The following is a 13,383-nucleotide window of genomic DNA, read 5'->3' on the forward strand; positions in this document are numbered from 1 at the left end:
TGCGCTTAATGTAGGTATTATTTGAAGTAGTCATAATTCGTCCTCAATGTGTAAACACATTTCAGGACGGGACAGAAGTAAGTAAAAAAACACACTACAAATATTGTGGCTAATTTGCATAATGCAAAGCGGAATGCGACTATAATAAGAAATGCAAATTATAAATGGCTAGGATATGCAATCAAAAACGCTAGATAACAAATCGAAGTATTTGTTGATGGTAGAGGATACCGCTTCGGTAGCAGCTTTATATCGCTCGTATCTTACACCGCTCGAAATTGATATCAACATTGTTGGCACTGGCCGCGATGCAATCGAGAGTTTGAATCATCGAATCCCAGACCTTATTTTATTAGATCTACGTCTGCCTGATATGACGGGTATGGACGTGCTATTTGCTGTAAAACAAAAATACCCTGAAGTTCCGGTTATCTTCATGACGGCTCACGGCTCTATCGATACTGCTGTAGAAGCGATGCGTCATGGTTCTCAAGATTTCCTTATCAAACCGTGTGAAGCCGACCGACTCCGTATTACGGTGAACAACGCGATCCGCAAAGCCACCAAGCTTAAAAACAGCTCGGAACACCCGGGAAACCAGAACTACCAAGGCTTTATCGGCAGCAGCCAAACCATGCAGCAGGTTTACCGAACTATCGATTCTGCTGCATCGAGTAAGGCGAGCATTTTCATTACTGGTGAAAGTGGTACCGGTAAAGAGGTATGTGCAGAAGCCATTCATGCGGCGAGTAAGCGTGGCGATAAGCCTTTCATCGCGATTAACTGTGCCGCTATCCCTAAAGATCTGATTGAAAGTGAGCTGTTTGGCCACGTTAAAGGTGCCTTTACCGGTGCTGCGACCGATCGCCAAGGTGCTGCTGAGCTTGCTGATGGTGGAACACTGTTCCTTGATGAGTTGTGCGAAATGGACTTAGAGCTGCAAACTAAGCTGTTGCGCTTTATCCAAACCGGTACCTTCCAAAAAGTGGGCTCTTCGAAGATGAAGAGTGTGGATGTTCGTTTTGTGTGTGCGACCAACCGTGACCCTTGGAAAGAAGTACAAGAAGGTCGCTTTAGAGAAGATTTATACTATCGTTTATACGTGATTCCACTGCACTTGCCGCCATTGCGCGAGCGTGGTGAAGATGTCATCGAAATTGCGTATTCGCTGCTTGGTTACATGTCGGTCGAGGAGGGGAAGGCGTTTGTACGTTTTGCTCAGGAAGTACTTGATCGCTTTAATCAATATGAGTGGCCGGGTAACGTTCGTCAGCTACAAAACGTGTTGCGAAACGTTGTGGTTTTGAATAACGGCAAAGAGATTACTCTCAACATGCTTCCACCACCGTTGAACCAACCGATTGAAAACAGTCTGCGATTGAAAGAGAAGCAGAATGAAGACATCACGGTAAAAGATATTTTCCCATTGTGGATCACTGAGAAAACGGCTATCGAACAAGCCATTAAAGCGTGTGATGGCAACATCCCCCGTGCGGCAGGTTTCTTAGATGTCAGTCCATCGACGATATACCGTAAGTTGCAAACGTGGAATGCGAAGCAGTAATCAACAAACAATAAGAAAATAATAATGACGAAAGTATTAAATCAGCAAAAAGTTGATGAGCTTGCCGGCGAAATTGGGCAAGAGAATGTTCCGGTTTTACTGGAAATCTTTTTAGGTGAGTTGAAAGGCTACTACGAGCACTTAGAGATAAATAAAGAGTCGGATACCTCTAAGTACTTGGCTGATATCAGTCATGCACTTAAGAGCAGCGCAGCAAGCTTTGGTGCGGATTCTTTGTGTAGTTTTGCGATTAGCTTAGACGCAAAAGTGAAGCAAGCGTTGCCGGTGACAGAGGTTGATTTTCAAGATATGCAAGACCTCCTGTTATCGACGTACACTGAATATCAGCAGTTGATGACGGATCTTTAAAACGGCGAGTTATTACTGAGATTAAAAAAGGAGCATGATGCTCCTTTTTTGTTGTCTGTCGCTTGAACCTATGGCTTAAGCCAACTGAGCTTCAATGGCTTGTTGAAGCTTCACACGGTCGTGTCGCCAATCTCGGTTGGCTGATGCAAGATCTGTGGTCACACAATTCCATTGCCCTTCTAATTCAGGGTGTGGTTCATTGCCCAGTACAATGTCTATTTTCCTTGCCTTACAGGTACGTTCACACCACTCCAATTGCTCTTGAAGCGTCATTTTCCCTGCGGGACCGTGCTCTGGAGACAGGTTTTCAACGAAGATAACTTTTGCCTTGGTGTTCTCAGCTATGGCTTTGCCAATCTCTGGAAGGAGAAGAGGGGGCATCACACTGGTTAAAAAGCTTCCTGGGCCAAGGACAATGCAGTCTGCTTGTTCAACGGCAGCAACCGCTTCTTTGGTTGCAGGCACTTCTGGAGACAAGTCCATCATGCGCAGCTTTTCTGTCATGTCATCAACGTTGGTTTCGCCGGTTACCCAGCGGCCGTCCATTGATAGAGCTGTGAGGTCTGAAGGATGCTCTGTCATCGGGACGATATTGACATCGACCTTGAGCATATTTCGAATCAGGTTAATCGCTTCCAATGGGCGAACGGAAAGGTTGTCTAACGCCGTTAGCATTAGGTTACCCAAGTTATGACCATCTAGCTCACCTTGGCCGCGAAAGCGGTATTCGAACATCATCGAACTGATTGAAGGTTCTGTGATTAATTGGTTGATACAGTTGCGTGTATCTCCCCATGCGATGCCACCTTGGCAATCTCGAATACGTCCGGTGGAACCGCCGTTATCTGTCGTTGCAACAATGCCAGTTGCATTGTTACCAAAGTCTTTTAATGCAGCTAACATGCGACCTAAGCCATGGCCACCGCCGATTGCTACGACTTTCTTTGAAGAGTAAATATTCATTTATTGTTCTTGTTAGGTTATTACCAACTATAATTTAGGTTAAATGCTTCTCGCTATATACTCAACAAGAGTTATTTTGAGCGTTTGATACGTTTTTTTTGCCGATGTGACCCGTTTTTTACCATCAGAGCTAGATTCACGTACAAATATTAAGTATTTTATTACTCAGCTACTGCGCGTGTGAATATAACGCTCAGTTGCCATAACTCCGAGCTCTCGCATGCTAAGTCGCACAGTGGTATTTGCTGTACCGATACGCATCAAGAGCCAGTGACATGTTGTCACAAGGGCTTAATTGGAAATGATTATGCCTCCCGTGTTTGGAAAGGTGTTCCGTGGCGCAACAATTCGAAGATAGATTCCATCGCAAGTTTTATTACTTGCGCTTGTCGGTTACAGACGTCTGTAACTTTAAATGTACTTACTGCTTGCCAGATGGTTATAAACCATCAGGGCAAAAAAACTCGTCTTTTTTAAGTGTTCCCGAGATCAAACGCGTTGTTAAAGCGTTTGCAGATTGTGGTACCTCAAAGATCCGCATTACAGGCGGAGAGCCGAGTCTGCGTAAAGACTTTCCTGAAATCATACATACCGTTGCTTCTACTCCAGGCATCGAAAAAGTAGCCACCACAACGAATGGCTACCGCATGGAGAAACAAGTAGGGCAATGGCGTGATGCTGGTTTAACCCATATAAACGTGAGCGTGGATAGTTTAGATTCGCGCATGTTCCATCAGATCACTGGTGAGAATAAGTTTACTGAGGTTATGCGAGGTATTGATAAAGCGTTTGAGGTTGGCTTTGAACAAGTCAAAGTCAACGTTGTATTAATGAAAGACCTCAACAGTCAGGAATTACCAGCCTTCCTTAATTGGATCAAAGACAAACCTATTCAATTGCGTTTTATCGAGCTGATGAAAACCGGCGAAATGGACGAGTTGTTCGATAAACATCATGTGTCTGGCGTTGCGATTCGCAACCAGCTTATTGCTAATGGTTGGCTGCTAAAAGTCAAAGCCGTTAACGATGGCCCGGCGCAAGTGTTTGTCCACCCAGACTACAAGGGTGAAATTGGTTTGATCATGCCTTACGAGAAAGACTTTTGTGAGAGTTGTAACCGTCTGCGCGTTTCTGCGACCGGTAAACTTCACCTATGTCTGTTTGGCGACCATGGTGTTGAACTGAGAGATTTGATTCAAGAAGATCAACAAGAGCAAGAGCTCATTGATCGAATTCAGGCTCAGCTTCAAACCAAGTCCGTTAGCCACTTCTTACACGATGGCAACAGCGGCATGACTCCAAACTTGGCGTCAATCGGCGGTTAATCCGCTACACACTCTAAAGCATTTTATCGCTCAGCTTCTTTAAGCTGGGCGAATCAGTCTAATGAAAAATTTATATAGGTGAACAAATGGGTCACGCAGAAAGCAAATTCCAAGCAGCAAACATCGCAGTACTAACGGTTTCAGATACGCGTACAGAAGAAAATGACACGTCAGGTGGTTACTTAGCTGAGCATGCTAAAGAAGCGGGTCACAACGTTGTTGATAAGCAAATCGTTATTGATGACATGTACAAGATCCGTGCGATCGTATCTAAGTGGATCGCTGATGAGAGCGTACAAGCTATCATGATCACTGGCGGTACGGGTTTTACTTCTCGTGACAGCACGCCAGAAGCACTCAAGCCACTGTTCGACAAAGAAGTAGAAGGCTTTGGTGAGCTATTCCGTCAAGTATCTTACGAAGAGATCGGTACATCGACAATTCAATCGCGTGCGATTGCGGGTTTTGCTAACCACACAGTAATCTTTGCTATGCCAGGCTCTACAGGCGCTTGCCGCACAGGTTGGACTAAGATCATTAAGCAACAGATGGATGCTAGTCACCGTCCTTGTAACTTCATGCCACATCTTTCTGTATAAGGTGGTTTGAGTATGAGCCAATTTACACACATTAACGCGTCTGGCGAAGCAAACATGGTCGATGTATCGGCTAAAGCTGAGACAGTGCGTGAAGCGAGAGCAGAAGCTTTCGTACAAATGTCTGCTGAAACGTTAGAGCTGATTGTCTCTGGTAGCCACCATAAAGGTGATGTTTTCGCAACGGCACGTATTGCGGGTATCCAAGCGGCGAAGAAAACTTGGGATCTGATTCCACTGTGTCATCCTCTACTATTGACGAAAGTAGAAGTGCAGCTTGAAGCTATCGAGTCTGAAAACAAGGTACGTATCGAGTCGGTATGTAAGCTTGCGGGTAAGACAGGTGTAGAAATGGAAGCGCTAACGGCTGCTTCTGTTGCTGCACTGACGATTTACGATATGTGTAAAGCTGTTCAGAAAGACATTGTTATCGAGAACGTACGTCTGTTAGAGAAGACGGGTGGTAAATCAGGACACTTTAAGGTGGAATCATGATTACTGTACTTTTCTTTGCTCAAACTCGTGAACTTGTCGGCGTTGATAGCCTAGAAGTCGACGCGCAATTCAGTACTATCGAAGCGATTCGCAGCCACCTTGTAACACAAGAAGGCAAATGGGATATCGCATTGGAAGAGGGCAAGCTTCTGGCTGCGCTTAACCAATCAATCGTACCTTTGACGACTGAAGTGAAAGACGGCGATGAAGTCGCTTTCTTCCCTCCAGTGACTGGAGGCTAAGCATGGATCCAAGAGTATTAGTGACAGCAGAGGATTTCTCTGTAGGCGACGAATACGACTACTTGGCTCAAGGTACAGCTGCCGGAGCGATTGTGACGTTCGTTGGTAAAGTTCGCGACATGAACCTTGGCGACAACGTGATTGGTTTGTCTCTGGAGCATTATCCGGGTATGACAGAGAAATCGCTGAGCGAGATCTGTGATCAAGCTGAAGCGCGCTGGCCTATTCAGAAGATGCGAGTGATTCACCGCGTGGGTGACCTAGATATCGGTGACCAGATTGTTTACGTTGGTGTTTCCAGTGCGCATCGTGGCGCTGCCTTCGAAGCGTGTGAGTTTGTTATGGACTTTCTGAAAACCAAAGCGCCGTTTTGGAAAAAAGAACGTACTACTGAAACAACTCGCTGGGTTGATTCTCGCGATTCAGATACAAAAGCTGCGGAGCGTTGGGAGAAATAATTCTCGCAATATGATGCTGCTTCAAAAATTCGCTCTGTTGATTGAGACAGTAAAAAGCCGACTATTAAGGTCGGTTTTTTTGTGCGTGCTACAAAGTCATTTATAAATAATTGCTGTATTAATAAATGGTTAGTCATTCATGTTGCATATAAATTCGGAGCGTGATTTTGTCTGTCTTGGTGCATTTCTAAATCTGTTTTGGTGCAGTGCTTTATGCTGTTTTGTATAAAGTGATAATCCTCACAAATAGTAGAGTCTATTTAGGGGATATGTGATGTGCAATTAGATTTCATGTGGCATTAATGTTAATTTGCCGTCTGTGTTCTAGCATAAGATGCTAAAAAAAAGTATCAATACAGATACATCAACACTAAAGGCTGTTTTTTAATTAATCCCTATGTGTAACTCACTATTCATTAGGTTTTTATTAGAGATTTACACTATTACCTTAAGTAATTCGGAGAATTATCCGATTTTTTGCGACTTGTTTATGGCAAATTACTTCAATGGTTGATAGTGTGTGCCTCAATCTTTGTAAGGTTTTAGATTTTTATGCTTAAATTTTGAGCTAAATAAATCTAAATCACTGCCGTTCAGTGAACCTAGCAAAGAAGTCATGGATGCAATACGAAAAACTTGGAGTTTATTAAATGTACAAGAATAAAATCACTCAGGCCCTTCTTCTAGGTGCTGGTTTGGCAGTGGCTGCCACTTCTACTCTTTCTATCGCTGCTGAAGTTCCAGCAGGTACAGAACTAGCAAAAGTTCAGGAACTTGTTCGCGGTAACGGTACTGAAGTTGCGACTATCGACCCACACAAATCTCAAGGTGTACCAGAATCTCACGTAATTCGTGATCTTCTAGAAGGTCTAGTGAACCAAGACGGCGAAGGTAATACTATCCCTGGTGTTGCTGAAAGCTGGGAAACGACAGACAACAAAACATTCACTTTCCACCTACGTAAAGACGCAAAATGGTCTAACGGCGATCCTGTAACAGCTGAAGATTTCGTTTACAGCTGGCAACGTGCAGTTGATCCTGCAACGGCTTCTCCATACGCTTGGTACATGGAATATACCAAGATGGCGAATGCGAAGGACATCGTAGCGGGTAAGAAAGACAAGAGTGAGCTAGGCGTTAAAGCTGTAGATGCAAACACGCTTGTTGTTGAATTAGAAACAGCGGTACCATACTTCGTAATGATGATGGGCCACACAACAATGAAGCCAGTACACAAGGCGACTGTTGAAGAATTCGGTGACCAATGGACTAAGCCTGACCACTTCGTTGGTAACGGTGCATTCTCTGTTGATAAATGGGTTGTTAACGAGCGTTTAGTTCTAAAGCGTAACGACCAATACTGGAACAACGATAAGACGGTTCTAAATAAAGTAACCTTCCTACCAATCGAAAACCAAGTAGCGGAAATGAACCGCTTCCTATCTGGCGAAATCGATTTCACAAACGAACTTCCAACTGAGCACTTCAAGCGTCTTCAAAAAGAGTACGCGGAAGATGTATCTGTAGCGGGTAACCTATGTACTTACTACTACATCTTCAACACGAAGAAAGCACCATTTGATGATGTTCGTGTTCGCCAAGCAATCTCTTACGCAATCGACCGTGATATCGTAACAGGTGCTATCCTAGCGCAAGGTCAAAAACCTGCATACTTCCTAACGCCTGAAATCACAGCTGGCTTCGATCCTGAGCTACCAGCTTACGGCAAGATGTCTCAAAAAGAGCGTAACGCAGAAGCAGAACGTCTTCTTGAAGAAGCAGGTTACGGTAAAGATAACCCACTTAAATTCAACCTACTTTACAACACTTCAGAGAACCACAAGAAGATTGCTGTAGCGCTAGGTTCTATGTGGAAGAAAACACTGGGTCTTTCTGTAACACTTGAGAACCAAGAGTGGAAAACTTACCTATCTTCTAAAGATTCTGGTGACTTCGAAGTAGCACGTGCTGGTTGGTGTGGTGACTACAACGAAGCGTCTTCGTTCCTAACGCTAATGAAGAGTAACAACACTACCGGTGGTGTTCACTACGACAGCGCGGCTTACGATAAAATCATCGATAAAGCACTTAACTCAACTTCAGAAGAAGAGCGCAAAGCACTTTACCTAGAAGCTGAGGCGCTAATGGCAAACGACATGCCAATCGCTCCTATCTACCAATACGTGAAATCACGTCTACTTAACCCGCATGTTGGTGGTTTCCCAATCAACAACGCGGAAGACAAGATCTTCTCGAAAGACCTATACATCAAAGCTCAATAATAAGCTTCGATTCTAAAAAGTTAATATAACTATAACGATACAGACACTACATGCGCAGGGCGCGCGTGTAGCGTCTTTCTAATTTTAATTGTCACAGACTGAAAGAGTGAGTTTATGCTTAAATTCATTATGAAAAGGATATTTGAAGCGATTCCAACCATGTTGGTGTTGATCACTATATCTTTCTTTCTCATGCGTTTCGCACCGGGTAACCCGTTTTCAAGCGAGCGTCCATTACCGCCAGAAGTTATGGCTAACATCGAAGCTAAATACGGCTTGGATAAACCAGTATTTGAACAATACACCACGTATTTGACAAATATCTTACAAGGTGACTTCGGTCCCTCTTTTAAATACCAAGATTACACAGTAAATGAGCTGATCGCGGTTGCACTTCCAGTATCTGCGAAGGTAGGTTTCGTTGCCTTTATCTTCACACTATTGATGGGGGTCACCGTCGGGACGATTGCCGCCTTGAAGCACAATACCTGGGTCGACTACACCATAATGTCGACCGCCATGCTCGGGGTGGTGATGCCATCCTTCGTGTTGGCACCGGCGCTTATTTACCTTTTCTCCCTGCACTGGAACATATTCCCAGCAGGTGGTTGGCATGGCGGTACATTTATGTACATCGTGCTGCCTGTTATCGCGATGTCTCTTCTTTACGTAGCAACCTTTGCTCGTATTACTCGCGGTAGCATGATTGAAACGCTAAACAGTAACTTTATCCGAACTGCTCGTGCAAAAGGTCTAAGCTACCGTTATATCATTCTAAAACATGCACTTAAGCCAGCAATGCTGCCTGTTGTTTCTTACATGGGACCTGCGTTCGTAGGTATCATCACAGGTTCAGTTGTTGTTGAAACCATCTTCGGCCTACCAGGTATCGGTAAGCTGTTTGTTAACGCCGCGTTTAACCGTGACTACTCGCTAGTAATGGGTGTAACCATCTTGATTGGTTTCCTATTCATCTTGTTCAACGCAATCGTTGATATTTTGCTAGCGCTGATTGACCCGAAAATTCGCTACTAACAGGGACGCATGGTTATGTTGAAGAAAAAAGAAAATTTAGAAGCGATCGAAAAGTTCTCTGAGAGCTTAGAGATTGAAGGTCGTAGTTTGTGGCAGGACGCGCGCATTCGTTTCATGCGAAACAAAGCAGCAATGGTGAGCCTGTTCATTCTTACGCTTATGGTACTGGCAGTTATCTTCTTACCGATGCTGGCTCAGTACACTTATGATGATACTGACTGGTACGCAATGCACGTTGGTCCGAATGCGGATCACTGGTTTGGTACAGATAGCTTAGGTCGTGATTTGTACGTTCGTACTCTTGTCGGTGGTCGCATCTCATTGATGGTTGGTGTGATGGGTGCATTCGTAGCGGTACTGATTGGTACGCTTTACGGTGCCGCTTCTGGCTTCATCGGTGGTCGTACTGACCGAGTGATGATGCGTATCCTAGAGATTTTGTACGCAGTACCATTCATGTTCCTAGTTATCGTACTGGTAACGTTCTTTGGTCGTAACATCATCCTGATCTTCGTTGCTATTGGTGCGATTGCTTGGCTAGATATGGCGCGTATTGTACGTGGTCAAACGTTGAGCCTACGCAGTAAAGAGTTCATTGAAGCTGCACACGTATGTGGTGTAAGCAAATGGAAGATCATTACACGCCACATCGTACCGAACGTACTGGGTATCGTAGCGGTTTACTCTACGCTGCTTATTCCAAGCATGATCCTTACAGAGTCATTCTTATCTTTCCTTGGTCTTGGTGTTCAAGAGCCTATGACAAGCTGGGGCGCATTGCTTCAAGAAGGTTCGCAAACAATGGAAGTTGCAATCTGGCAATTAACATTCCCTGCGGCATTCATGGTAGTTACGCTGTTCTGCTTTAACTACGTAGGTGATGGTCTGCGCGACGCGCTTGATCCAAAAGACAGATAAAGAAATAGCAATTAAAAGCTATAAAAGATTAAGGAAGCAATAATGAGCTTATTAGATGTCAAAGATCTGCGCGTCGAATTTACCACGCAAGATGGTATCGTAACCGCAGTAAACGACCTGAACTTCTCACTCAATCAAGGCGAAACGCTGGGTATTGTTGGTGAGTCGGGTTCGGGTAAATCTCAAACGGTATTTGCACTGATGGGACTGCTGGCTAAGAACGGCATCATCTCAGGCAGTGCAAAGTTTGAAGGTAATGAGATTCTCAATCTACCTGAGAAAGCACTGAACAAAGTTCGTGCTGAACAGATCGCGATGATCTTCCAAGATCCAATGACCTCACTGAACCCTTACATGAAAGTAAGTGATCAGTTGATGGAAGTACTTATGCTGCATAAAGGCATGGGTAAAGCAGAAGCGTTTGAAGAATCAGTACGCATGCTTGAAGCGGTGAAAATCCCTGAAGCACGCAAGCGTATCACTATGTACCCGCACGAGTTTTCGGGCGGTATGCGTCAGCGTGTGATGATCGCAATGGCACTGCTGTGTCGTCCTAAATTGCTTATCGCTGATGAACCAACAACGGCACTGGATGTAACCATTCAAGCGCAAATCATGGAATTGCTGAACGAACTTAAAGATGAGTTCAATACGGCAATCATCATGATCACCCATGACTTGGGTGTTGTTGCTGGCTCATGTGACAAAGTACTTGTGATGTACGCGGGTCGTACAATGGAATACGGCACGGTTGATGAAATCTTCTACGAGCCAAGCCATCCATATGCGGAAGGCCTGCTTAAAGCGATTCCTCGTTTGGATACCGAAGGTGAAATTCTACCGACGATTCCAGGTAACCCACCTAACTTACTTCGCCTACCAACAGGTTGTCCTTACCAAGACCGTTGTCACCGCGTAATGGACCGTTGTAAGCAAGAAGCACCGATTTTGCAGCCATTCGCTAAAGACCGTCAGCGTGCTTGTTTTTCAGATTGGGAGACTTGGACAAAATGAGTAAAGAATTACTATTAGATATTAAAGACCTGAAAGTTCACTTTAGCATTGCGGCTAAGTCTGCTTGGCCTTGGGCAAAACCATCAAACCTTAAAGCGGTTGATGGGGTTGATGTTCACCTTTACGAAGGTGAAACACTAGGCGTAGTAGGTGAGTCTGGTTGTGGTAAATCAACTTTTGCTCGTGCGATTATCGGCTTGGTTGAAGCGACTGAAGGGCAAGTGATGTGGTTAGGTCAAGACCTAACTAAGATGCAGGAAGTGAAGCGTCGTGAGACTCGTAAAGAGATTCAGATGATCTTCCAAGACCCGCTAGCGTCGCTTAACCCACGTATGTCAGTAGGCGATATCATTGCTGAGCCTCTAGAGACTTTCTTCCCTGAACTTTCTAAACAAGAAGTAAAGGACAGAGTTAAAGAGATGATGGCAAAGGTTGGTCTACTACCAAACGTAATCAACCGTTACCCACATGAATTCTCTGGTGGTCAGTGTCAGCGTATTGGTATTGCACGTGCGCTTATCTTGAAACCTAAGATGATCATCTGTGATGAACCTGTTTCTGCATTGGATGTATCTATCCAAGCTCAAGTAGTTAACCTTCTGAAAGAGCTACAGAAAGAACTTGGTTTGTCTTTGGTATTCATCGCGCACGACTTGTCAGTGGTTAAACACATCTCTGACCGTGTCTTGGTGATGTACCTAGGTAACGCGGTAGAGCTTGGTGAATCAGATGCCTTATTCTCTGACCCTAAACACCCGTACACCAAAGCGTTGATGTCTGCAGTTCCGATTCCAGACCCTCGTCTAGAGCGCAACAAAACGATTCAGATGTTGGAGGGTGATTTACCATCGCCAATCAATCCACCATCAGGTTGTGTGTTCCGTACGCGTTGCCCACAAGCAACAGAGGCGTGTGCGCAAACTAAGCCAACCATTCAAGGCGATGACGTACACGCAGTATCTTGCTTGCACGTACAAGTCTAGAGCCTATTTAAACCGGTTCAGCCTGTGACAGGCTTAAGCGCAACTTGTTTATGAGTTGCGCTTTTTTTGTGTCAGAACAAGCCTCCTTCAAATAATTCGAACAACTAGGCCAACTTCTTCTAGTTTTGAAAAAGTTGGCTTTTTTTATACTAGGGAAAAGCTTGGATGACAGAGGTTTGGATATGGGTAAGTTAGTTGAAGGTGTTTGGCACGACGTGTGGTACGACACCAAAGAAAGCGGTGGTAAGTTCGTTCGTGAAGATGCGGGCTTTCGTCACTGGGTAGAGAACAAACCGGGCGCGCAGTTTCAGCCGGAAAGCGGCCGTTATCACTTATACGTATCGTTAGCTTGTCCTTGGGCGCACCGCACTCTGATCTTCCGTGAGCTGAAAGACCTAACCGATCATATTGATGTGACGGTTGTTTGCCCTGACATGATGAGTGAAGGTTGGCAAATGGGGTTACCTGAACCTCTATTCGGTCACACGCGCATGCATCAAATCTACACTCAAGCCAAACCGGATTACTCGGGCAGAGTAACGGTGCCTGTGTTGTGGGATAAGAAAACCAACACCATTGTGAGTAACGAGTCGTCTGAAATCATTCGTATGTTTAACTCAGAATTTAATGAGCTAACGGGTAACACCGATGATTACTACCCGTGGGAGTTGTCCAAGAAGATTGATGAGTGGAATGATTATATCTACCCAACTATCAACAACGGCGTTTATCGTACTGGCTTTGCGACAACACAAGAAGCCTACGAAGAAGCTTATGACGCCTTGTTTGAAGCCTTAGACAAAGTAGACGCTCACCTTAGCGAACATCGCTATTTGGCGGGTAGCGAGATTACAGAAGCGGATTGGCGCTTGTTTACCACTCTGGTTCGATTTGATGCGGTGTATGTTGGGCACTTCAAGTGTAACAAGCAGCGAATTGCTGACTACCCACATATTCAAGGTTACTTAAAAGAGTTGTACCAAATAAAGGGTATTAAAGAGACGACCGATTTCTATCATATCAAGCGTCACTACTACTACAGTCATACGGGCATCAATCCAACTCAGGTTGTCCCCAAAGGACCGGCGCTAGATTTAGAATCTCCACATGGCAGAGGCTAGGCTTACCAGCTAGTTCCT

14 protein-coding genes and 1 riboswitch are annotated in these 13,383 nt (G+C 44.7%); of the genes, 13 read left to right on the plus strand and 1 reads right to left on the minus strand.

Translation table 11 applies throughout. The features are described from left to right. Positions 1-175: 175 nt before the first annotated feature. Positions 176-1,564, plus strand: coding sequence for a quorum-sensing sigma-54 dependent transcriptional regulator LuxO (gene luxO / locus MSG36_RS21850; RefSeq protein WP_004734031.1), 1,389 nt, complete (start codon positions 176-178; stop codon positions 1,562-1,564). A gap of 24 nt (positions 1,565-1,588) precedes the next feature. Then, positions 1,589-1,933, plus strand: coding sequence for a quorum-sensing phosphorelay protein LuxU (gene luxU, locus MSG36_RS21855; protein WP_017066591.1), 345 nt, complete (start codon positions 1,589-1,591; stop codon positions 1,931-1,933). Positions 1,934-2,008: 75 nt separating this feature from the next. Here luxU and MSG36_RS21860 read toward each other — a convergent pair whose 3' ends face one another. Beyond that, on the minus strand, positions 2,009-2,896 hold the full coding sequence (locus MSG36_RS21860; protein ID WP_048611585.1) for a YvcK family protein: 888 nt from the start codon (positions 2,894-2,896) through the stop codon (positions 2,009-2,011). 194 nt (positions 2,897-3,090) lie between these two features. Then, a riboswitch (molybdenum cofactor riboswitch) is annotated at positions 3,091-3,243 on the plus strand. On the opposite strand from MSG36_RS21860, the gene moaA reads away from it, so the two are divergent. The 11 genes from moaA to MSG36_RS21915 all read left to right on the plus strand — a co-directional run bounded on the left by moaA (position 3,232) and on the right by MSG36_RS21915 (position 13,365). Further along, positions 3,232-4,221: a GTP 3',8-cyclase MoaA gene (gene moaA, locus MSG36_RS21865; RefSeq protein ID WP_009848642.1), complete on the plus strand. Its 990-nt coding sequence runs from the start codon at positions 3,232-3,234 to the stop codon at positions 4,219-4,221. Its footprint overlaps the riboswitch before it by 12 nt. 86 nt (positions 4,222-4,307) lie before the next feature. Further along, positions 4,308-4,820, plus strand: coding sequence for a molybdenum cofactor biosynthesis protein B (gene moaB / locus MSG36_RS21870; protein WP_004734027.1), 513 nt, complete (start codon positions 4,308-4,310; stop codon positions 4,818-4,820). 12 nt (positions 4,821-4,832) lie between these two features. Next, positions 4,833-5,312: a cyclic pyranopterin monophosphate synthase MoaC gene (gene moaC, locus MSG36_RS21875; protein ID WP_004734026.1), complete on the plus strand. Its 480-nt coding sequence runs from the start codon at positions 4,833-4,835 to the stop codon at positions 5,310-5,312. After that, the gene (gene moaD, locus MSG36_RS21880) at positions 5,309-5,554 is read left to right on the plus strand and encodes a molybdopterin synthase sulfur carrier subunit (protein ID WP_019823606.1); all 246 of its coding nucleotides are present in this window, start codon (positions 5,309-5,311) and stop codon (positions 5,552-5,554) included. The genes moaC and moaD overlap by 4 nt, the downstream gene beginning before the upstream one ends. Before the next feature lie 2 nt (positions 5,555-5,556). Beyond that, complete coding sequence (gene moaE / locus MSG36_RS21885) at positions 5,557-6,012, plus strand: molybdopterin synthase catalytic subunit MoaE (protein ID WP_017062176.1); 456 nt, start codon at positions 5,557-5,559, stop codon at positions 6,010-6,012. Positions 6,013-6,662: 650 nt separating this feature from the next. Next, a complete protein-coding gene (locus tag MSG36_RS21890) occupies positions 6,663-8,294 on the plus strand; it encodes an ABC transporter substrate-binding protein (protein ID WP_048610543.1) in 1,632 nt (543 codons plus the stop codon). Positions 8,295-8,408: 114 nt separating this feature from the next. Next, complete coding sequence (gene oppB / locus MSG36_RS21895) at positions 8,409-9,329, plus strand: oligopeptide ABC transporter permease OppB (protein ID WP_017062174.1); 921 nt, start codon at positions 8,409-8,411, stop codon at positions 9,327-9,329. Positions 9,330-9,344: 15 nt separating this feature from the next. Beyond that, positions 9,345-10,247 carry an oligopeptide ABC transporter permease OppC gene (gene oppC / locus MSG36_RS21900; RefSeq protein ID WP_065676819.1) on the plus strand — a complete coding sequence of 301 codons (903 nt, stop codon included), beginning with the start codon at positions 9,345-9,347 and terminating at the stop codon, positions 10,245-10,247. Between the two features lie 42 nt (positions 10,248-10,289). Next, entirely contained in the window at positions 10,290-11,261 is a 972-nt protein-coding gene (locus tag MSG36_RS21905; RefSeq protein ID WP_012603544.1) for an ABC transporter ATP-binding protein, read from the plus strand. Then, a complete protein-coding gene (gene oppF, locus MSG36_RS21910; protein WP_009848634.1) occupies positions 11,258-12,244 on the plus strand; it encodes a murein tripeptide/oligopeptide ABC transporter ATP binding protein OppF in 987 nt (328 codons plus the stop codon). The genes MSG36_RS21905 and oppF overlap by 4 nt, the downstream gene beginning before the upstream one ends. Before the next feature lie 182 nt (positions 12,245-12,426). Continuing rightward, positions 12,427-13,365 carry a glutathione S-transferase family protein gene (locus tag MSG36_RS21915; protein WP_122081794.1) on the plus strand — a complete coding sequence of 313 codons (939 nt, stop codon included), beginning with the start codon at positions 12,427-12,429 and terminating at the stop codon, positions 13,363-13,365. The last annotated feature ends 18 nt before the right edge of the window (positions 13,366-13,383 follow it).

This window comes from Vibrio sp. 1CM8B, from assembly GCF_023161685.1.
Taxonomy (GTDB): Bacteria; Pseudomonadota; Gammaproteobacteria; order Enterobacterales; family Vibrionaceae; genus Vibrio; species Vibrio coralliirubri.